The organism is Aequorivita marisscotiae (genome assembly GCF_029814825.1).
Lineage (GTDB): Bacteria > Bacteroidota > Bacteroidia > Flavobacteriales > Flavobacteriaceae > Aequorivita > Aequorivita marisscotiae.
This window is the reverse complement of record NZ_CP122379.1, coordinates 118,565-140,073: the sequence shown is the minus strand read 5'-3', so window position 1 is coordinate 140,073 and position 21,509 is coordinate 118,565. Positions and strand designations below refer to the sequence as shown.

The following is a 21,509-nucleotide window of genomic DNA, read 5'->3' as shown; positions in this document are numbered from 1 at the left end:
TTTAATCTTTCCTCTTTCTTCTATTTTCTTCTCTTTTCTGATTTCTAATTACAATTTTCGAAATATATATACTCACTTCGTATAATATAATTATAGGAATAGCTACAATTATCTGACTTACAATGTCTGGAGGTGTAATTATAGCCGAAAGAATTAAAACAATTATTAAGGCGAATTTGCGGTTCTTCCGAAGTATTTCGGGCGTTATCAAGCCAATTTTTGTAAGAATATACATAATGATGGGCAGTTCAAAAACAATGCCGCAGGCCAATACCGAGGTGCGAACCAGTGAAATATAACTGTCTAAATCAAAATCGTTAAAAACCTCTTTGCTCACTTGATAATTTCCCAAAAAGTTAATTGAAAGCGGGGTAATTAGGTAATATCCAAATAGAACTCCAATAAAGAATAGGAGGGAGGCTATAAAAATAAAGCCGCGACTGGTTTTGCGTTCTTTCTCTTTAAGTCCGGGGCTTATAAACTTCCAAAATTCGTATAAAATATATGGAAAAGCTACGATAATTCCCGCGTAAATGGATGTCCACATATGCGCCGAAAACTGTCCGGCCATAGTTCTACTCTGAATTCTAAAAGGCATTTCCTGAAAGCAAAAGGTGTCTAAACCCATGGCTTGCGAAATGTTGCAAAACATTCTATAGGTAGGAAAATCGGGTTGCTTGGGTCCGAAGATAAGGGTGTTAAAAACAAAATCTTTAAAAATAAAGGCCAATACCGCCAGAATCATAACTGCTGCCGTTGAACGAATAAGGTGCCAACGCAGTTCCTCTAAGTGATCTAAAAAGGACATTTCTTTTTCTGGGGAACCAATTTTCTTCATTATATAATGCCCTCTTTGGTAAGATTATGAATGTGTACTACCCCGCTATACCTGCCTTTGTCTTCTGCGAGAATTTGAGTGATGCCGTATTTGTCCATCATTTCCATAGCTTCAACTGCCATAGCATTATTCGCTATTTTCTTGGGGTTATGGGTCATAATATCCTTGGCGGTTAATCCTGTAAAGTTATTGGTTTTGGTTAACATACGTCGCAAGTCGCCATCGGTAATTATTCCTACAATAGTATTATTTTCCACCACTGCGGTTACGCCGAGCATTTTTTCAGAAATTTCAATAATAACCTTTTTTAGGTCGGTGTCTGGAGCTACTTGTGGCTTTTCGTTTAGCGAAGTAAGATTGCTTACCCGCAGGTATAATTTTTTTCCCAAGGAGCCTCCGGGATGGAATTTAGCAAAATCCTTACTCGAAAAACCGCGAAGATCCAACAAGCACATAGCCAGGGCATCGCCAATTACAAGTTGTGCCGTAGTACTGGTTGTAGGTGCCAGATTGTTTGGGCACGCTTCTTTTTCAACAAAGGCATTTAATACAAAATCTGCTTGCTGCCCTAAAAACGATTCCCTATTACCAGTTATGGCTATTAGTTTATTTTCAATGGCTTTAATTAAAGGTACGAGTACTTTTATTTCGGGGGTATTTCCACTTTTAGAAATACATATTACGGTATCGGTTTCTTGCACTGTACCTAAGTCTCCGTGGATGGCGTCTGCCGCATGCATAAAGATAGCAGGCGTGCCCGTAGAGTTTAAAGTTGCTACTATTTTAGTGGCTATAATAGCGCTTTTGCCGATTCCGGTAATAATTACCCGCCCTTTGGAGTTGTAAATGCATTCTACTGCCCCTGCAAATTCTTCGTTCACTAAATGCGCCAAATTCGCAATGGCTTTACTCTCAGTTTCTATGGTATTTTGGGCTACGGAAATGATTCTGTTTTGCTTGTTCAAAATTTTAATGCTTTTGAATGTTTGTAACTGTTTCAGAAATTAGTATATTTAGAATAGAATTATATCAATTCAGATATCTTAACTAGTGATACTTTCATTTAAGATGCAGTAAACGTAATACGGTTGCAAAATTACAATTGTTAATCTGTAAAACAATGTATTGTTAACTAAAACTGAATTGTCTTTAAAAAACTAAAGCAGCGTGGCAGAAATTGACATTTATGCAGGCCTAAAAAAATACTTTGGGTTTACCCGCTTTAAGGGGTTACAGGAGGAGGTTATAAAAAGCATCCTCGATGGCAAAAACACCTTTGTGGTTATGCCTACTGGCGGTGGAAAATCGCTTTGTTACCAGCTTCCGGCACTAATGCAAGACGGAACAGCAATAATTGTTTCTCCGCTTATAGCGCTGATGAAAAACCAAGTAGATGCCTTACGTGCACTTTCTTCAGAAGAAGGCGTGGCCCACGTTTTAAACTCATCCCTTAACAAAACCGAAGTAAAAAGAGTAAAAAGCGATATTGCCAGCGGTATAACAAAATTGCTTTACGTTGCCCCCGAATCGCTCACAAAAGAAGAATATGTAGATTTTCTGCAAACCCAGAAAATTTCATTTATGGCAATAGATGAAGCACATTGCATTAGCGAATGGGGCCACGATTTTAGACCTGAATATAGAAACTTAAAAAATATCATTCAGCGAATAGGCGATAATATACCTATTATAGGGCTTACCGCCACCGCTACGCCAAAGGTGCAGGAAGACATTCTTAAAAACTTGGGCATGCCAGATGCCAATACGTTTAAAGCTTCTTTTAATCGCCCGAATCTCTACTACGAAATACGTCCAAAAACAAAAAGTGTTGATGCGGATATTATTCGCTTTGTAAAACAAAACGAAGGTAAAAGCGGGATTATTTACTGCTTAAGCCGAAAAAGAGTAGAGGAACTCGCGCAAGCCTTGCAGGTAAACGGTATAAAAGCCGTGCCATACCACGCCGGACTCGATGGGAAAACGCGGGTAAAACATCAGGATATGTTTTTAATGGAAGACGTAGATGTGGTGGTGGCAACCATAGCTTTTGGAATGGGTATAGATAAACCAGATGTGCGTTTTGTAATCCATAACGATATCCCAAAAAGTATTGAAAGCTATTACCAAGAAACCGGACGCGCTGGACGGGATGGCGGCGAAGGGCATTGCCTGGCATTTTACAGTTATAAGGATATTGAAAAACTCGAAAAGTTTATGAGCGGCAAACCCGTGGCCGAACAGGAAATTGGTCACGCACTCTTGCAAGAAGTAGTTGGTTTTGCCGAAACTTCTATGTCGCGTAGAAAATTTATCCTGCATTATTTTGGGGAAGAATTTGACAATGAAACTGGAGAAGGTGGAATGATGGACGATAATATGCGGTTTCCAAAAAAGAAGCACGAGGCAAAAACAGAAGCGGCATTGCTGTTAGACGTTGTGTCAAAATCTAACCAACAATATAAAAGCAAGGAAATTGTAAATGTTTTAATAGGAAAAGTAAATGCACTAATTAAATCGCATCGCACCGATACCCAAGCCTACTTTGGCTCAGGTGCAGATCAGGATGCTGCCTATTGGATGGCGCTACTCCGACAGCTTTTAGTGGCGGGTTACTTAAAAAAAGATATTGAAACTTATGGCGTAATTCGGTTAACGGAAGAGGGGAAACAATTTATAAAATCGCCAACTTCATTTATGATGACCGAAGATCATTCCTTTAAGGATGCCAATGACGATATAATTGTGGGAGTACAAAAAGGAGGCGATGTGGTAGATGAAAATCTGTTTAAGCTTCTAAAAGCCGAATTGAAAAAAGTAGCTCACGATTTAGATTTACCGCCATTTGTGATTTTTCAGGAACCCTCTTTGGAAGATATGGCGCTTAAATACCCAATCACCCTTGACGAACTCTCAAATGTGCACGGCGTAGGCGAGGGGAAGGCCAAAAAATACGGAAAACCTTTTCTGAAAATAATTCAAAATTACGTTGAGGATAACGATATAATTCGGCCGGAGGATTTTGTCGTAAAATCTACAGGCAGCAATAGCTCGTTAAAATTGTATATTATTCAAAACGTAGATCGCAAACTTGCCCTACCCGATATAGCCGATGCAAAAGGGCTGGAAATGCCAGAGTTTATAAAAGAAATGGAAGCGATCGTTTTTAGCGGTACCAAGCTTAATATAAGTTATTGGATCGATGAAATATTAGACGAAGACCAACAGGAAGAAATCCACGATTATTTTTTAGAGGCCAAAACCGATAAAATTGAAGATGCCCTCGACGAATTTGATGGCGATTACGACGAAGAAGAATTGCGGCTATACCGAATTAAATTTATCAGCGAAGTAGGAAATTAAAATTTGGCCGTAGAGGCAGATTGCCGTAAAAACGAATTGCCGTAGTCGTAGAGACAGATTGCCGTAGTAGATACAGATTGCAATCTGTCTCTACTACGATTTTTGTTCTTTGTTAAAATACACCAAGTAGTAATACATTTGTTTTTCTTCATCCCAACCTTTTTCAACAAATTTTTCGGCGCTTTCGGGATTTATAAAATCTAACTTTATCTGAATGTTGGTGTCGAGATTAATAATGTTTTTTATTTTCTTTCGCGCAGCTGTAACGGCTGTGTTTGCAATGGGGAAAGTAGTTAAGTCCTCAATGCTGTATTTAGGTGCTTTTTCGGTTTTATAGTGTCGAAACTCCGGCATTAAATCGGGATTGTCTATTACCTCATTCATAAAAGCCGTCTCTTCAAATTGGTCGTTTTTCGCAAAATGATTTACAGCGCGGTTCATAAACATTACCTCCTGCTTTTTGTCTTCTGCCGGCAGAACAACATCTTTCGCAAAATCCTGGCAGAATTTTAAATACTTTTTTGTGTAAAAATTATCATCGGCAAAAGCTTCCACACCTAAAAAGCTTTCCAGCCAATAGCGTGCGTCGTAACGGTTGCTATCTACCGAAAGAATTTTGTAACCCTCTTCTTTTTTTGAATTGAAAATAATACAGCCTTTGTCTAGTTTATTCAAGCTAACCCCGTGCTGTAACATCGCTTCCAACTGATTTCCTTCCTCTGCAAATTGAAGAAAATCCTGTTTTAATTCACTCTTAAAAATACCGATGGCATCCATCTTTACATTGTCCAATTGCACATTTTCAAGATAGGCAACATACACTTCGCCGCTTTTTATATGCGGATGTTCCGATTGGTTGTAAAGGTAGGTTGCAATCTTTCGGCTTTCTTCGTGAATGCTATTCGGATTGTCGAAAATCTTAGTGGCACTGTTGTAAAGTTCGTGAAATTCCAAATCGGCTTCGTGCGCAAATTGGAAGTAATTTTCTTCTTTTTCACGGAAAGGTTTTAGAAAAAACTCTTTGAGCAATGGCGTAATTTCGTCGTCCATTTTATACGGACTTTCAGAAAGGAAAATACTTTCGTTTCTACTTTTATTACCCACTCTATGAATGGAAAGGGATGCAATATGGGTGCTAAAAAGATTGATCATTTTTTAAAAAGTGAGTAAGTGAATATGTAAATAAGTAAAATTTTTTAACCGACAACCGACAACCGACAACCGACAACCGACAACCGACAACCGACAACCGACAACCGACAACCGACAACCGAATCAATTCCAGTTTTCGTCAAAATCGAGATTGTCGTAATCTTCCGGATCAAGATCAAATTCTTCGTCAAGGTCGTCGTCTTCAATTTCTTCTGCAATAAATTCTTTTTCTGGAGCTTCTTCGGGAATTTGACCGTGCGAGTACATCAAGTTTGGATATATCTGCCCGGTTTCCGCTTCGGCAATATCGGCAAGTTCCACCATAAACGTCCACATATTTAGAAAATCGTACACATAAAGCAATCGGGTGCTATTTTCATCAACTACATCTTTCAAATAGGTTTCGTTCATTACGCGCGTACCTCCTTCTTCGTCGCTAACGTCAAATAGTGAGATTTCTTCACCTTCTTCCCATAAATCGTTACTGATGTAAAAGGAAGCCATTTCCAGACCATCAAAGCCAAAAGATTGGGTTATTGCGTTGTGAAAATCTTCCAATGAAGCAGAAGCGTTAATTTCAATATCGCGAAAAACATCTTCGTGGGTGTCTAAAATAACTCTGAAACGGTAAATCATTTTGTTTAATTTTTTGGGTTGCAAAGGTATTAAAAAGTAGGCAGTTTTAGTTGTAATTTACGGTTTTTGACTTCCTTTTATTTTGAAAATCTATGTAGCACAAAAGTCATAGAGGCCAAGAGAAAAAAGGCGGTAACCTGATGCAACACACCCAAAACTACGGGAACTTGCAGAATCAATGTGTAAACACCCAATATAAACTGTGTGAAAACCAAGATAAGTAAAGCGTTTATACTTTTTTGTTGCAGGTTTGTTAGGGATAATTTTCGGGTTTTGTACCAAATAAATAGTATTACGGCAACCACCAAATACGCCATATAGCGATGCACAAATTGCACCCCGCTTTTACCTTCTACAAAGTTTTTCCACAGGGGCACTTGCTCTGTATAAACAGTTTCGTGTATTAATTTTCCTTCGTTCATAAAGGGCCAATGGTTGTGAATCCAACCCGCATCGAGCCCAGCTACAAAGGCGCCCCATATAATTTGAATGAGCAATACCGCCATTCCAAAACGAATAATGTTTCGGATATGGGTGTTTATTTCTTTTTTAACCGGATAAATTAAATCTAAGGCTACCCAAAAGGTATATGCAAAAGTTAAAAAGGCGGTTGTAAGATGCATGGCCAGCCTGTAATGACTCACACTAGGCCTATCTATCAACCCGCTTTTTACCATATACCAGCCCAAAAACCCTTGGAAACCACCCAGAAATAGGAGGATGATCGCTTTTTTAATAGTGGGTTTGGTGAGTTGTTTTTTCAGCAGAAAATAGAAAAACGGCACTAGAAATACGATACCCAACAATCTGCCCAAAACTCGATGAATGTATTCCCAGAAGTAAATATCCTTAAAATCCTCCAAATCGAAGTGATTGTGAAGTTTTTGATATTCCGGAAATTGCTGGTAATGTTCAAATTCGGCTATCCATTCGGCTTCGTTTAACGGCGGAATGGTGCCAGAGACCAATTTATAACTGGAAATTGAAAGCCCCGAATGGGTAAGCCGCGTTATACCGCCAACCACAACCATTATAAAAATCAGGAAACATCCTGTGAGGAGCCAGTAAATTACTTTTTTGTTGTCTTTTTTTACCACGAATTCACTAATTATTATATGATACTATTTTTTGTATTCCATCCTTCGACTGCGCTCAGGGTGACAGATTTAAGTTCAGCAATCAACAATCGTCAATCCTCAATCGTTAATCATCAATCGTCAATCCAATTTCAGCCCCTTTCTTCAACATAAACTCCTTTGCCGCTTCGTATTCATTTGGGATTTCTCCTTCGAGAATTGCTTCTTTTATGGCGTCTTTAATAAGTCCGATCTCGCGCGAAGGTTTTAAATTAAAGGTTTTCATGATTTCTTCACCGCTTACTGGGGGCTGAAAGTTGCGAACATGGTCTCGTTCTTCAACCTCTACAATTTTATCGCGCACCAATTGAAAATTGGCGTGATATTTTTTAAACTTTTTCGGATTTTTCGTAGTAATATCGGCCTCGCAAAGAGTCATTAGATCTTCTACATTTTCACCTGCGTCAAAAATTAAGCGACGCACGGCACTATCGGTTACATCGCTGGCTAAGGCGATGGGACGGGAGCTCATTAAAACCATTTTCTGAACGAACTTCATTTTATCGTTCAGCGGCATTTTCAGCCTTTTAAAAAGTTTGTAAACCATTTTTGCACCAACAAACTCGTGTGTGTGAAAGGTCCACCCCAATTTTTTGTCGAATCTTTTTGTTGGCGCTTTTCCGATATCGTGAAGCAATGCAGCCCATCGAAGCCAAAGGTCGTCCGTTGCTTTTGAAATATTATCGACCACCTCCAGTGTATGCCAAAAATTGTCTTTATGGGTTTGCCCTTCTTTTTCGTCAATGCCCTGTAATGCCACCAATTCTGGTAGTATATAGGGTAATAAACCCGTTTTGTGCAAAAGAGCGAAACCTTTTGAAGGTACATCGGCGAGCAGCATTTTATTCAGCTCGTCAACAATTCGTTCCTTTGAAATTATTTTTATTCTTTTGGCATTTCGCTTAATAGCTGCCAAGGAATCTTTTTCAATAATAAAATTTAATTGGGTTGCAAAACGAATGGCCCGCAACATCCGCAATGGGTCGTCGCTATACGTTATATCTGGATCGAGCGGAGTTCGGATTATATGGTTTTCCAGATCGGCAATTCCGTTAAAAGGATCTAATAGCTTACCAAAATTTTCATCATTCAGACTCAAGGCTAGGGCGTTAATGGTAAAATCCCTTCGGTTTTGATCGTCAGCCAAACTGCCGTTTTCCACAGCAGGATTTCTGCTTTCTTCGGAATACGATTCCTTACGTGCGCCTACAAACTCAAGCTCTATCCCCCCACTTTTCAGCATGGCCGTGCCATAGGTTTTAAAGACGGAAACTTTTGGTTTTCCCGGAAGCAATCTTGAAACTTCCTGTGCCAGTTCAATGCCACTTCCTACAGCAACAATATCAATATCCTTGGCTTCACCGCGATTTAAAATATAGTCGCGCACATAGCCCCCAATTACATAGCTCTCCAAGTTTAAGTTTGAAGCGGCTTTGGAAATGGTTCTAAAGATTGGGTTTTGTAATGCTGATATGTAGGATGGGTTGACCACTAATATTTTTTTTTGCCACGAATACACTAATATGGTGTGGTGGGCTTTTATTATTTTTATTTATAGGACAATTCTCTTATGGTCTAAAAATTCTTTTTGGAAATTCACTAAAAGTGCCAGCTTACATTCTGAAACTTTTAAATAGTTAATGCATTGAGCTAAATGTTTATCGTTAAGCATTTCAACAGATTTAACTTCCAAAATTATTTTATCCATAACCACAAAATCTGCATAAAATTTATGTGGTAAAGTAATGTCTTTATATTTTACTGAATATTGCTTTTCTCTTTCGAATGGAATATCCTTTTGTTTAAATTCATATTCAATAGCATCTTTATAAACAATTTCGGAAAAACCACTACCCAATTCATTATACACGTCAAACATACAGCCGACAATAGCATAGCTATCCTCTTTATATATAATATTTGCCATTGTATTAGAGTGTTGTTTAAAAAAAAAATCGTGAATTCGTGGCAATACTTACTTCCGAATAACCTTTACGGAACCATCGTTTTTCAACTTAATAATAGCCGAGGGTTTTCCCGATTTTTTTTCGTGATGCAAATTTACAACATAGTCCACGCCTTCCAAAATTAAAGGGTCTATTTCCTTAAAACTTTGCGGCGTATTTGTGCCGCTTATATTTGCGGAAGTTGAGACCAATGGATGCCGTAATTTCTTGATCAATGTTTTGCAAAAATCGTCTTTTGGAACCCGCACTGCAAGCGAATTGTCTTCGGCAATTAAATTTTCCGCTACGCGAATTGGGTCGTCGTAAATAATTGTCGTGGGCTTTTTGGCATATTTTAAAATATCGTATGCCACTTCGGGTACGTTTTCAATATATTCGTTCAGCATTCTAAAATCGCTTACCAAGCAGATTAGCGACTTTTTATCGCTTCGTTTTTTAAGTTGAAATATTCTTTCAACAGCCTCATGATTAGTGGCATCGCAGCCAATGCCCCAAACAGTGTCAGTTGGATAAAGAATTAACCCTCCCTTTTTTAAAATATCCAAACAATTTTCAATTTCAGTTTTCATCTAAAAAGCTCATTTTTTGTTTTCGTTTTAAAGATTGTGTTTGGTTGTTGCTCTTTAAAATTATCGGCAACAAGTGCCATTTTTTGGGTTTCAGCAATAGTGCCACACACAAATAAGTTCTGATAAGCAAATACTTTCCAAAGCCGTAATTTTTCCGAAGCACATATAAATACGAAATATAACTCTCCCTATTCATCGCTTGCGAAGTACCCGTACTTACCCCTTGATGGTGCAAAATTTGCGCTTCGGGGACCAGCCAACTTTCATACCCCAATTTTTTTAAGCGATGGCAAATATCCATCTCCTCCCAATACAGAAAAATATTGGTGTCAAACCCGCCTACCTCTGCAAATGCCTTGCTGTCAAAAAAAAGAAAAGCACCATTTACCCAATTTACTTTTACTGGTTCGGAATATTCTTTTTTGCGCTTGGGATATAATTCCGGATTGTTTTTTTCAAGAAAACTTCTACCGAAAAGTAATCTTCGCAAGCCTTTATTATGGTCAAAAGAAGGAACAAAATCATTGTTCTCATCAAAATTTTGCGCTGTTGAAACCCCCACTTTTGGATTCGCTTTCATAAAATTCAGCAAAATATGCAAGCAGTCGTTGAGCAACATTGCATCGTTATTCAGAAAAAGTAAATAATCTGCATTTGCGAATTGCGCCCCGAACATATTGCCGCCGCCAAAGCCCGTGTTTATGTTGCTTCGGTGCAGTGAAATGTTAGGTTTGGTGGGAAAACCTTCCTTTAAAATTTTATATTCTACAGCTGTGGAATTGTTATCCACCACAATTATTTGGTAGGAAATGGCTTCTGAAGTTTTTTCAACCACAGTGTTTACGCACTCCAAAGTGTATTTTGAAGAGTTGTAATTAACAATGATAATGGCTACATCCATCCCATAATTTTTAGCAGCGGAATTTTTAAGATTTATTTTGGCAAAGATACAATTACCAACTGTGGCAGATGGCCGAAAATTTTAAATATTTATATGGTTATAGCAAGCTTTTATACACCTCAATATATTTTTTGGCGGTTGTTTGCCAACTAAAACTTTTGGCGCGTTCGATGTACCAATTTTCATAAAACGCTTTGTTGTTGTTATACGTATTCATTCCATCTTTCAACACATTCGCCATATATTCGGGCTCGTAGTGATCCCAAAAAAAGCTGTGCTCGCCACCAATTTCGGGTAGGGAAGTGTTATTTGAAAGAAATACTGGTTTCCCAAAACGCATTGCTTCAATTGGTGGAATGCCGAAACCTTCCCGATGCGATGGGAAAACAAAAGCTTCGCAATTTTGCAGATAATACTGTTTGTCTAAATCGGCTATTTTTCCAGGTTGAAATACCCTGTTTTCAAAACCGAAATGTTTTACTTTTTCAGAAAGCTTTTCGGCGTAATTCGAACTGTTACTGCCTGCCAGCACCAAATTATATTCCGGCAAAAACCGCAACATTTCTACCAGACTCATAAAATTTTTCCGTTCGCTGAAATCCCCGATGGAAAAAAGATAGGGTTTTGGTGGTAAAATGGAAGGTTTGTAATCTGTCGGAATTGAAATATCGGTAATTGTATTGCCGTTGTAAATTACGTATTCGGGAATATTGGGAACTTCAAAATGTGCGTGTGTATCCTGTTTTGCGAACTCTGAAATATAGGCGATGGCGCTGCTGCGTTTAAGCTTTTCGTCAAATTGTTTTTTTAATTTTTGCTGCAATTCCGCAGAACCTTCGGTTACAAAATGTACATCGTGTACCGTGAGTAAATACGGAATATTGAAAAATGGTTCAATCTTTATATTTTGGTTTAAGCAATGCCAAAGATTGTACTTTTTCTTTATGCGGAAAGGTTTATGGCGTGTAAGCGAATTGTATTTTCGGTATTTAAAAGTATCGCCGAATTCATTTTTTAATTCTGAAATATTCTTCGCATTTAAAACTATTTCAAAATCATTTGGCCGTTCTGCTGCCAAAGCTTTAATAAAGTGATAGTTAAACTGCCCAAAGCCAGAATAACGGTTTTTTAAATTATGCGATTCTAAAAAAACTTGTTTCAAAGTTGCAATTTAAGATTAGTCAATTTTTCGATATAAAAGCCAAAGGTTCACATACCGTTTAAACACTGAAAAAGCGCTTACATAAGCGAGGATAAAGCCTTCCTTTCCGTCCAAAATTCCCAATCGGAAAATAAACTGGTTCCAAAATCTGTAAAACGGTCGGAACAGGAAATGATAATAATTGGGTCGCTTTCCTTTTTTATAAAGCATTTTAGCCTGTAGCGCACTGTATTGGTGCATTTTGGCGGTATAATCGTCAAAGGATTTGTAGGTGTGGTGCGGTAGACTATTTTTTAAATTTTCGGTTTTACCGTCGGCTTCTAAAGTTTCATGGACTAAATTTGCGTTGTAACGACAGTGGTTTTTATTAAAGAAACGAATGATAAAATCGTTTTGCAAACCACTGTATTTAATGCGTTTCCCCATAAAATAGAAGTCGCGTTTAACAAAATAGGCAATGGCAGCGGGATTTTTAAATTTCGCTACAATTTCATTGGCGAGTTCGGGAGTTATTTCTTCATCTAAATCAAAAAATGTTACCCACTCATTTTTAGCTTTTGAAATGGCGAAGTTTTTCTGTGCCGAAAAATTGTCGAACACCCGTTGGTAAACCGTTACTTTTTTGTGCGCGGAAGCCAAAGCTACCGTTTTATCGCTGCTAAAGGAATCTACAATTATAATTTCATCCGCAAACCAAAGACTTTTTAAATAGCCTTCAATATTGTGCGCCTCGTTGAGCGTAATGGCAATGGCAGAGATTTTTACAGGGTTTTCCAAAAACAACTTGTAGTTTGCGTAAAAGTAGTAATTTTAGACTTGAGACGGGAGATGTAAGCGGGGAGAAGTTTAAGTTAAAATGTTTTTTTTAGAATTTATAAAGTAGTCCATGGCAAAACTTCCTATTTTGATGTACCACCACGTTACTGCCGAAAAGGGGAATGGTTTGACCATTTCGGTAGTAAACCTTGAAAAGCAATTTAAATATCTAGCCGAAAATGGTTATAAAACCTATCATTTTAGCGAATTGCATAAGTTGAAAGCATTGCCAAAAGGCAAAAACATCGTTATTACTTTTGACGATGCATACGTAAGCCAAATGGAACTGGCGCTGCCGTTATTGAAGAAATACAAGTTAAAAGCTACATTTTTTGTGCCTTTGAATTTTTTGGGCAAAACCGATACTTGGAATACTTCTTCTTTGGAAATTATGACTTTGGAACAAGTAAAAAAGTTAGACCCTAAAATTGTGGAGCTTGGTTTTCATTCCTTTTATCACAAAAAATATACAGCGCTTTCCAATGCCGAAATTGAAGCCGATACCCGCCGTTGCGTAGAATTTGTTGCAGAGAACAAATTGAATTTTTCACCCGTTTTGGCATATCCCTACGGCAAATTTCCGAAGGAAAAAAAGTTAAATGAAATCTTTAAGAAGATGCTTTCCCAAAACGGCATTGAATATGGGCTACGCATCGGGAATAGAATTAACCCTTTCCCTTTTAAAAAACCCTATGAAATCCAGCGAATTGATGTAAAGGGCGAATTTTCAATGTTAAAGTTTCGGCAGAAAATTCGGTTTGGGAAGCTTTTTTAGTCCCCTTTCGGCCTCCCCAAGGGGAGAGGAAGGCAATGTTGTAATCTCCCCCTTTGGGGGTTAAGGGGACTGGCTAACGCATCCCTTTTTTAAGCAGCATCAATTTTACGTAACGTTCAAAAACGCCATAAGCATTCACGGCAGCAACCGTCATTCCCGGAACGCCATCACGGAACCCGCCCTTTAAAATAAAGGAACGAAAAAACCGGTAGCTCGGTTTAAATAAAAGATGGAGCCACGTTGCTTTTTTACCTTTTTCAAACTGTTGCTGTGCTTGAAACCAAGCGTACGATTCTTTTTTTGAGATGTAATTCTCCAATCCCTTATAGGTAAAATGGAGCATTTTGTTTTTCAGCTTTCCGACGCTACCATTGCAAGTAAGTTTTTCGTGTACCGAGCCGGCATATTGCGCACCTTCACGTTTTACGAGCCGAAGCACGTCGTCGCTGTGATGATAGAGAAAACGGTTCATATAAAAATGCGGAAAATTTATTTTGTAACCACCGTGCTTTGGATTTTGAAGGGTTGCTTTAATTTCAGCTTCCAAAGAATGCGTCACCCGTTCATCGGCATCCAAAAATAAAACCCAGTCGCCAGTAGCTTCTTTTAAAGCGAAATTTTTCTGATTTGAAAAATTATCAAACTTTCGCTGAAGAAACTTGGTGGCGTATTTCTTGGCAATTTCTGGAGTATTATCGGTGCTGAAGGAATCAATTACTATAATTTCATCGGCGAAAGCAACTGAAAACAGGGCGTCTTCAATGTATGCTTCTTCGTTGAAAGTTGGGATGATAACTGAAAGTTTCGCCATTACAGCAAAATTAGTAAATAACTTTATCTTTGATGCTTAAAATTAAATTCGCTTTATGGCAAACACTTGCAGAATATGTGGCAATTCCGAAGAAAACAAAACTTTCGTGGCAAAAGAAATGATGTACGGCCTGCGGGAAACTTTTGAATATTTTGAATGTTCCAATTGCGGTTGTTTGCAGATTAGTGAATTTCCTGCAGATATGGGTAAATATTATCCAGGGGACTATTACAGTTTCGATACCTATGACGGTAAGAAATTTGAAGGAGCAAAAGGCGCCATAAAAAAGAAGCAGTACGAATATGCTGCGATAGGTGGAACCGTCTATAAAAATACTTTGGCCCATTTAATTGGAAAAAAGGAATATGAAATTTTTAACGACCTCGATGTAACAAAAATAACTCGTATTCTTGATGTGGGTTGTGGAAATGGCCGCAATTTTGTGTATCCGCTGGCGGAAGTCGGGTTTAAAAACGTAATGGGATGCGACCCGTATTTAAAGGAAACAATTCAATATGAAAATGGGCTAACAATAAAGAAAAGCAGTGTGTTTGATATGGATGGCACATTTGATATAATAACATATCATCACGCCTTTGAACATCTGCCCGACCCATTGGAGAACCTTCAGAAAGTACACGAACTACTTGCTCCCGGCGGCGTTTGCATTATTCGTATTCCAACGGTTTCTTCCTTTGCCTGGAAGCATTATGGCGTTAATTGGGTTCAATTGGATGCGCCCCGGCACTTTTTTCTGCATTCGCAAAAAAGCATGCAGCTACTGGCAGACAATTCTAATTTTGATTTGTATAAAATTGAATACGATTCTACCCACTTCCAGTTTACGGGAAGCGAAAAATATATAAAGGATATTCCGCTTTCGGCGCCAAAAACAAAAGGTTTTTCGGCTTCACTACAGCGTAAAGTCCAAAATTATCAATACGGTCAAAAGGCCAAACAACTCAACAAAGAAAAAAGTGGCGATCAGGCGGCTTTTTATTTACGCAAGAAATAACTTTATCTTTGCCAAACTATGACTGTAATTGATACTTCGGTAATTATCAGTACCTACAATTCCTGCGAATGGCTGGAAAAAGTACTCTATGGGTATAACAATCAGACATACAGACAGTTTGAGGTTGTAATTGCAGATGATGGCTCTAACGACGAGACGCGGCAGCTATTAAAAAGGTTGGAGGCCGAAATGTTTTACCCCATAATTCACGTTTGGCATGAAGACAAAGGTTTTCAAAAATCACAGATTCTCAATAAGGCAATTCAGCAATGCAATACCGAATATATTATTATGAGCGATGGCGACTGTATTCCGCGAAAGGATTTTGTGGAGCAGCACGTAAAATATCGCGAGGAAGGCTATTTTTTATCGGGCGGGTATTTTATGCTACCCTTGGGTATTTCTAAAGATATTACCAAAGATGATATTTATTCTGAAAAATGTTTTGACGTTTCCTGGCTTAAAAAGCACGGCTTACAATCTTCATTTAAAAATAACAAGCTGTATTCTGGACCATTTAAAGCATTTCTTCTCAACAGATTTACGCCCACCAACGCCAGTTGGAACGGACACAATGCTTCGGGTTGGAAAAAGGATATCATTGCCGTAAACGGATTTGATGAGCGCATGCAATACGGCGGGCAGGACCGTGAGCTTGGCGAGCGATTGATGAATTCTGGAATTAAAAGTAAACAGATTCGCTATAACGCAGTGGTGCTTCATTTAGATCATCCGCGGGGCTATAAAAACGAAGATTCCATCAATAAAAACTTGGCGATCCGTAAACAAACGCGCGATAAAAAAAAGCAATGGACACCCTTCGGAATTGTAAAGGACGACAATATAGCTCCTTTTGTTTCGGTAATTGTAAGTACCTACAATCAGCCGGAATGGCTTAAAAAAGCGCTTTGGGGATTTGAACAACAACTGGAAAAGAATTTTGAAATAATAATTGCCGACGATGGTTCTACGGAAGAAACCAAGCATTTGATAGATTCTTTTATTGCGAATTCGTCATTGCAAATAAAACATGTGTGGCAAGAGGACCACGGTTTCCAAAAAACGAAAATTTTAAATAAAGCCATAAAAGTGGCTAAGGGCGAATATTTAATTTTTACCGATGGCGACTGTATTCCGAGAAACGATTTGGTTTCAACCCACTTGGGATTGAGCCGTCCGGGTTGTTTTCTTTCCGCAGGATATTTTAAATTATCGATGAAAATTTCAAAACAAATTACTCGGGAAGATATTGAAACCCAACGCTGCTTTAATGCGAAATGGCTCTTAAAACACGGCCTAAAGAAAACCTTTAAAATAAACAAACTGACTTCCTACGGCCTAAAGGAAGATATTTTAAACACTTTTACCCCTACCAGCGCTACTTGGGATGGCAATAATGCCTCGGGTTGGAAAAAGGATGTACTTGCCGTTAATGGCTTTGACGAGCGGATGCAATACGGTGGTGAAGATCGCGAAATGGGCGAGCGTTTGATGAATTACGGTATAAAACCACTGCAAATTAGGTATAGTACCGTTACCCTGCATCTGGACCATGAACGCGGTTATGTGCGAAAGGAAATGTTTATTAAAAACAAAGCCATCCGGAGAGTGACAAAAAAGGAGAAGCGGGTTTGGACAAATTACGGTATTGTGTCCACCGAAAAGGAAACTGACGCCGCCAATTGATATTTCATTTCTTTTTATAAACGCCAATTTTCCAATACCGGAGTTCTTCATCGGTAGTTACTGTAGTAAAATCGAGTTCTTTCAACCTTTTATCTTCCTTAAAATATTCCCAGCAGCCGTGACCTTCCCGATAAATGGAGGTTATAATAATTCCGTCTTTTGTGAGGCTCTTCAACATTCTGTCTAAAACATTTTGCTTTTCCGTTTCGTGGATATAGTAAAAGGCTTCGTTAAAAACGATTACATCAAAAGATTGTTTTGGTTGGAATTTTACGGCATCGGCAGCAAGAAATTCAGCTTTTGGCAATTTCTTTTTGGAAGCTATTTTTATGGATTCTTTTGAAAAATCCAATCCCAAAAAGTAAGAATACGCTTCTGGAGCCATCCGTTCGGTAAGCAAACCATCGCCGCAACCAATATCTAAAATACTGGGATTTTTAGGTGAAAAACGATTGATAAATTCAATGATCTTATGGTAGCGACTGGCTTCTTTTTCGCTCCGTAGGCTTTCCCATCGCCCTTTTTTATATTGGCGGTTCCACCGTTGTTTGCGTCTCCAATTATGAAATTTGTCGAGTAAATTCATCTATGGGTTTTTTGGAGGTGATGTGCCAAAAATGGCTTTAGCTTTTCAAAAATCATTTCGGGGGTCAATTGTTTGTAGAGCGAATGCGGGTCTTGCTCAATGCGTCTTCGCTCTTCTAATGTAAAACTGCTGAAGAGATTGGGTTTTTCTTCCAGTAAATGTATGGAATCGTGCTGGTCGCCATCTTCAAAACTACACCAATGTTCCTTGTTTACATAAGGCGAATAAATGGTAAATGTGGGCTTTTTAAGCGCTTTTGTAATATGTACACTGCCACCTTCGTTGGAAACCAAAAGGTCGCATTGGTTCATCAGTTTTATAAATCCGCGGATTGAATCTTCGTAAATATCAAGATTTATTTGGTCTTTATTTTGGCACATTTCGTAAACCTTTAACGCTTCTTCTTTTTGGTGCGGTGCATAGTTAAAAAGAATCGTGGCTTTGTAATGCGCGGTAATAAAATCTATTATTTCAACCATATAATCGTACGGCATTGATTTTTGCGGCGTGCTGCCCAAAATGCCCAACATTATTATTGGTTTTTGAAGGGAATGGACTTTGGAGTATTTTGTTTCTTCTTCAGTTAAGAATATTTTTGGGGCGTATTCGGGTGCTTTTAAATCGAAAACCGAAGCAATCATATTAATTCGGTCTTCAATTGCCTTGCCACAATTTTTGGAACGATGATCCAAAAAGCTAATGGGGTGGGTGTAAAAAGGAAGTTTTAATTCCTTGTGTGCCCGTTTTAAGCCAATGCGGTATTCGGCGCCAGAAAACAAACAGATCATCCTACTTTGGAATTTTGAATACGGATCAAAAATAATATCGTATTTCTCCTTTTTAATTTTTGCAATGGTCTGTAACAGTTTCGGGAATTTTTTAAGTTCCTTTTCCTTTACTGAAATTACGCGGTCTATATTTGGGTTTTGCTCCAATACGCCTGTGGTATAATCATACACAAAATAAGTTACTTCACTTTGTGGGAAGACTTTTTTTATATTGTTGGCAATGACGGAGCTAATTAGAACATCGCCAATTCTTTTGTTTTGTATAACGAGAATTTTCTTCATATAGATTACCTTCGCAAAATACCTTTTTTGGTTTTATCTTCTTTAAAAATGCAGGAAAATTTTGTTATTCACCCAGATTATTCGCAAATGGCTACAAAGCTACGCCATGTGCTTAACAATTTTTCCAAAAAAGGGGAATACGTAACCAAAGGGGAGCGCAATGTTATAAAAACGGTGGTTGTTGAAGGTAATTCATTAAATATAAAAAAGTTTAAAACGCCGAATGTCTTTCAATCCCAAGTATATCAATATTTGCGAAAAAGTAAGGCGAAACGCTCCTATGAATACGCCCTAAAACTGATTGGCTTTGGAATAAAAACACCTTTTCCCGTCGCGTATTTTGAACGTTTTTCTGGCGGGCTAAAAGAGAGTTTTTATGTAAGCGAACAGGTTAATTACGATTTTGACTTTCGTGAACTTATCCACAATCCGCAATTTAAAAAGCGTAAAGAAATTTTAAATCAGTTTACACAATTCACTTTTAAGCTTCATGAAAACGGCGTTAATTTCTTGGATCATTCTCCAGGAAATACGCTGATAATGGACAACGGAAACGACAATTACGAATTTTATTTAATTGATTTAAACCGGATGCGTTTTGAAAAAATGACTTTTGAAAAACGCATGCATAACTTCCGCAGGTTGTGGCTTTCAAAAACAATGGTAAAAATAATGGCTGCGGAATATGCTAAACTTTACGGCAAGACTTACTCAGAAACACACCAATTAATGTTGAAGCACAGCAGGGCATTCCAGAAAAAAATAAACAGTAAAAAACTGCGAAGGCGCAAGCGATAATTTATTGTTACACTTGATTAAATGTTTGAAGCCTTTTACTATTTCAAATTTAAATTACTTACACCCATACTTCCCTCATTCAAACCTCCCGTTCGCTCATTGCATATTTTATTATGCTTTCTCGCGTGGTAGTTTTACTTCAAGTTTAACACTAAAACCACATAGTATGAAAGCATTATTCACATTTTTAGCAATAGCATTGTTGGGATTCCAACTGCATGCACAGAACGTTGCCATAAGCGGCACGGTAACCGATGACGGCGGACTGCCACTACCGGGAGCAAACGTTATAATTAGGGGCACCAGCACCGGCACACAAACAGATTTTGATGGGCGTTATTCCATTGAAGCGCAACTAGGACAAACACTGGTTTATTCGTACGTAGGTTTTGAAACCCAAGAAGTGCGAGTAGGAACAAACAAAATTATAGATGTTTCATTGCTGCCCAGTGCTAGTTTAAGTGAAGTTGTTGTTACGGCATATTCTGTAAATAATGATGCCATACGAAATGCAAAAGGGTATGGAATTCGAAGAAATAGGAGCCGTACTGCAAATTTGGAGAGTAAATTGCAGGGCAAAGCAGCAGGAGTTAAAGTAACAAATAGTAATGTAGGAGCGTCACCCACTTTTGTTATTCGTGGAACATCTTCCAATATTTCAAACCCCGTTTCCGAAAACGAATCTTATGGTCGCATAGAGGAAAATATCTTTAAAAGTGTTACCACCGCACCGCTTTCAACCTTTTCAATTGATGTTGACAAAGCGGGTTATAGCAATATTCGCCGTATGCTCAACAACGGGCAAAAAGTACCTGAGGACGCCGTAAAGATTGAAGAAATGGTAAACTACTTTGCATATAATTACCCACAACCCAGCGGAAAGGATCCTTTCTCAATAACGGCAGATATGGTTAATTCGCCGTGGAATGCAGATGCCAAATTGGTGCGGATTGGTTTAAAAGGAAAGGATATTTCCTTGGAAAATGTGCCGCCCTCAAACCTGGTATTCCTATTAGACGTCTCCGGATCTATGGATTCGCCCAACAAATTACCATTGCTAAAAGCTGCCCTAAATGTACTGGTGGACCGGTTGCGTGAAAAAGACAAAGTCGCCATTGTGGTTTATGCAGGGGCGGCGGGATTGGTGCTGCCTCCAACTTCCGGTGCGGAAAAGCAGCTAATAAAAAATGCTATTGAAAACTTAAGAGCTGGCGGTTCTACTGCAGGCGGAGCTGGCATTGAGTTGGCATATAAAATCGCCGCTGAAAATTTCAGCAAAGATGGAAATAACCGTGTTATACTTGCTACCGATGGCGATTTTAACGTGGGTAAATCCAGCGACCGTTCCATGGAAAACTTAATAGAAGAAAAGCGCAAAAGCGGTGTATTCCTAACCTGTTTAGGTTTTGGAATGGGGAATTACAAAGACAGCAAATTGGAGACCTTAGCCGATAAAGGCAACGGAAACCACGCTTATATTGATACTATGCAAGAAGCTCAGAAAGTGCTGGGTACAGAGTTTTTTGGAACGCTTTACACCATTGCGAAAGATGTAAAAATTCAAGTAGAATTCAACCCGGCAAAAGTGCAAGCCTACCGATTAATTGGCTACGAAAACCGATTGCTGAACGATGAAGATTTTAAAGACGACACCAAAGATGCTGGCGAATTGGGTAGCGGCCACACCGTAACGGCTTTATATGAAATAATCCCGGTTGGAATAAAAAGTAAGTATTTGAAAGATATCGATAATTTGAAATACACGAAACAGGTTGCAGGAAATTACACAGACGAAATGCTCACAGTAAAGTTTCGCTATAAGGAACCCGATGGCGATGTGAGTAAACTCATTGTAAAAACGGTGAAAGATGAAAATAGCACTATAGAAAATGCTTCAGAAGATTTAAAGTTTTCGGCAGCAGTGGCACTTTTCGGGATGCAGCTTCGCAATTCGGAGTTTATTGACACCAAAAAGAAAGCAGACGTAATTGCTTTGGCCGAAGCGGGCAAGGGAACCGACAAAGACGGCTACCGAGCCGAGTTTATCCGCTTGGTGAAAAGTAGTAAATAATCCTGAACGCAAATCTTGATTGGTGGTTTGGTTTTTTTGAAGAAGGGGGCGCGAAAGCGCTCTTTTTACTTTACCCAAATTTATTTTCGTAATGGGATAGGTTTTTTCGTGTATTATAGCGGTTACCCATATGCTGTCCCTAGCGGGACAAGTTTTTGTT

General features: G+C 38.6%; 20 protein-coding genes and 1 pseudogene. 7 read left to right on the top strand and 14 right to left on the bottom strand.

The window, feature by feature from the left end; all coding sequences use genetic code 11:
* Position 1: 1 nt before the first annotated feature.
* Positions 2 to 838: a twin-arginine translocase subunit TatC gene (gene tatC, locus QCQ61_RS00685; RefSeq protein ID WP_279448791.1), complete on the bottom strand. Its 837-nt coding sequence runs from the start codon at positions 836 to 838 to the stop codon at positions 2 to 4.
* Positions 838 to 1,803 (bottom strand): KpsF/GutQ family sugar-phosphate isomerase, encoded by a 966-nt coding sequence (locus QCQ61_RS00680; RefSeq protein WP_279448790.1) that lies wholly within the window; start codon positions 1,801 to 1,803, stop codon positions 838 to 840. The genes tatC and QCQ61_RS00680 overlap by 1 nt, the downstream gene beginning before the upstream one ends.
* Positions 1,804 to 2,005: 202 nt before the next feature.
* Between QCQ61_RS00680 and QCQ61_RS00675 the strand changes: the two genes are divergently transcribed.
* The gene (locus QCQ61_RS00675; RefSeq protein ID WP_279448789.1) at positions 2,006 to 4,198 is read left to right on the top strand and encodes a RecQ family ATP-dependent DNA helicase; all 2,193 of its coding nucleotides are present in this window, start codon (positions 2,006 to 2,008) and stop codon (positions 4,196 to 4,198) included.
* A 93-nt stretch (positions 4,199 to 4,291) separates the two neighbouring features.
* Here the strand turns inward: QCQ61_RS00675 and QCQ61_RS00670 are convergent, their stop codons facing one another.
* The 9 genes from QCQ61_RS00670 to QCQ61_RS00630 form a co-directional block, all read right to left on the bottom strand.
* Positions 4,292 to 5,350, bottom strand: a complete 1,059-nt coding sequence (locus QCQ61_RS00670; protein WP_279448787.1) for a nucleoid-associated protein — start codon at positions 5,348 to 5,350, stop codon at positions 4,292 to 4,294.
* Between the two features lie 123 nt (positions 5,351 to 5,473).
* The gene (locus QCQ61_RS00665; RefSeq protein ID WP_279448786.1) at positions 5,474 to 5,986 is read right to left on the bottom strand and encodes an IS1096 element passenger TnpR family protein; all 513 of its coding nucleotides are present in this window, start codon (positions 5,984 to 5,986) and stop codon (positions 5,474 to 5,476) included.
* Between the two features lie 77 nt (positions 5,987 to 6,063).
* Positions 6,064 to 7,083: a COX15/CtaA family protein gene (locus QCQ61_RS00660; RefSeq protein ID WP_279448784.1), complete on the bottom strand. Its 1,020-nt coding sequence runs from the start codon at positions 7,081 to 7,083 to the stop codon at positions 6,064 to 6,066.
* A 106-nt stretch (positions 7,084 to 7,189) separates the two neighbouring features.
* Positions 7,190 to 8,614 carry a CCA tRNA nucleotidyltransferase gene (locus QCQ61_RS00655; protein WP_279448783.1) on the bottom strand — a complete coding sequence of 475 codons (1,425 nt, stop codon included), beginning with the start codon at positions 8,612 to 8,614 and terminating at the stop codon, positions 7,190 to 7,192.
* A gap of 60 nt (positions 8,615 to 8,674) precedes the next feature.
* Entirely contained in the window at positions 8,675 to 9,049 is a 375-nt protein-coding gene (locus QCQ61_RS00650; protein WP_279448782.1) for a GxxExxY protein, read from the bottom strand.
* 48 nt (positions 9,050 to 9,097) lie between these two features.
* Positions 9,098 to 9,658, bottom strand: a complete 561-nt coding sequence (locus tag QCQ61_RS00645; RefSeq protein ID WP_279448781.1) for an L-threonylcarbamoyladenylate synthase — start codon at positions 9,656 to 9,658, stop codon at positions 9,098 to 9,100.
* On the bottom strand, positions 9,648 to 10,559 hold the full coding sequence (locus QCQ61_RS00640; protein WP_279448780.1) for a glycosyltransferase family 2 protein: 912 nt from the start codon (positions 10,557 to 10,559) through the stop codon (positions 9,648 to 9,650). The genes QCQ61_RS00645 and QCQ61_RS00640 overlap by 11 nt, the downstream gene beginning before the upstream one ends.
* A 97-nt stretch (positions 10,560 to 10,656) precedes the next feature.
* Positions 10,657 to 11,721: a glycosyltransferase family 4 protein gene (locus QCQ61_RS00635; protein WP_279448779.1), complete on the bottom strand. Its 1,065-nt coding sequence runs from the start codon at positions 11,719 to 11,721 to the stop codon at positions 10,657 to 10,659.
* Positions 11,722 to 11,736: 15 nt separating this feature from the next.
* Positions 11,737 to 12,498, bottom strand: a complete 762-nt coding sequence (locus tag QCQ61_RS00630) for a glycosyltransferase family 2 protein (RefSeq protein ID WP_279448778.1) — start codon at positions 12,496 to 12,498, stop codon at positions 11,737 to 11,739.
* A 109-nt stretch (positions 12,499 to 12,607) separates the two neighbouring features.
* Here QCQ61_RS00630 and QCQ61_RS00625 point away from each other — a divergent pair, with 109 nt between their 5' ends.
* Positions 12,608 to 13,312: a polysaccharide deacetylase family protein gene (locus tag QCQ61_RS00625; RefSeq protein ID WP_279448777.1), complete on the top strand. Its 705-nt coding sequence runs from the start codon at positions 12,608 to 12,610 to the stop codon at positions 13,310 to 13,312.
* Positions 13,313 to 13,385: 73 nt separating this feature from the next.
* On the opposite strand, the gene QCQ61_RS00620 is transcribed toward QCQ61_RS00625, so the two are convergent.
* Entirely contained in the window at positions 13,386 to 14,123 is a 738-nt protein-coding gene (locus QCQ61_RS00620; protein WP_279448776.1) for a glycosyltransferase family 2 protein, read from the bottom strand.
* A gap of 55 nt (positions 14,124 to 14,178) precedes the next feature.
* On the opposite strand from QCQ61_RS00620, the gene QCQ61_RS00615 reads away from it, so the two are divergent.
* The 3 genes and pseudogenes from QCQ61_RS00615 (at position 14,179) to QCQ61_RS00605 (ending at position 16,824) form a co-directional block, all read left to right on the top strand.
* On the top strand, positions 14,179 to 15,138 hold the full coding sequence (locus tag QCQ61_RS00615; protein WP_279448775.1) for a class I SAM-dependent methyltransferase: 960 nt from the start codon (positions 14,179 to 14,181) through the stop codon (positions 15,136 to 15,138).
* 18 nt (positions 15,139 to 15,156) lie between these two features.
* Positions 15,157 to 15,972, top strand: a pseudogene (locus QCQ61_RS00610) (glycosyltransferase family 2 protein); the annotation flags it as partial.
* Complete coding sequence (locus QCQ61_RS00605) at positions 15,964 to 16,824, top strand: glycosyltransferase family 2 protein (RefSeq protein WP_347814830.1); 861 nt, start codon at positions 15,964 to 15,966, stop codon at positions 16,822 to 16,824. The pseudogene QCQ61_RS00610 and the gene QCQ61_RS00605, both read left to right, overlap by 9 nt.
* Positions 16,825 to 16,828: 4 nt before the next feature.
* Here the strand turns inward: QCQ61_RS00605 and QCQ61_RS00600 are convergent, their stop codons facing one another.
* Positions 16,829 to 17,410: a class I SAM-dependent methyltransferase gene (locus tag QCQ61_RS00600; protein ID WP_279448774.1), complete on the bottom strand. Its 582-nt coding sequence runs from the start codon at positions 17,408 to 17,410 to the stop codon at positions 16,829 to 16,831.
* On the bottom strand, positions 17,407 to 18,480 hold the full coding sequence (locus QCQ61_RS00595; protein ID WP_279448773.1) for a glycosyltransferase family 9 protein: 1,074 nt from the start codon (positions 18,478 to 18,480) through the stop codon (positions 17,407 to 17,409). The genes QCQ61_RS00600 and QCQ61_RS00595 overlap by 4 nt, the downstream gene beginning before the upstream one ends.
* Positions 18,481 to 18,528: 48 nt before the next feature.
* On the opposite strand from QCQ61_RS00595, the gene QCQ61_RS00590 reads away from it, so the two are divergent.
* On the top strand, positions 18,529 to 19,278 hold the full coding sequence (locus QCQ61_RS00590) for a lipopolysaccharide kinase InaA family protein (protein WP_279448772.1): 750 nt from the start codon (positions 18,529 to 18,531) through the stop codon (positions 19,276 to 19,278).
* Between the two features lie 166 nt (positions 19,279 to 19,444).
* Positions 19,445 to 21,349 carry a vWA domain-containing protein gene (locus QCQ61_RS00585; RefSeq protein ID WP_279448771.1) on the top strand — a complete coding sequence of 635 codons (1,905 nt, stop codon included), beginning with the start codon at positions 19,445 to 19,447 and terminating at the stop codon, positions 21,347 to 21,349.
* The last annotated feature ends 160 nt before the right edge of the window (positions 21,350 to 21,509 follow it).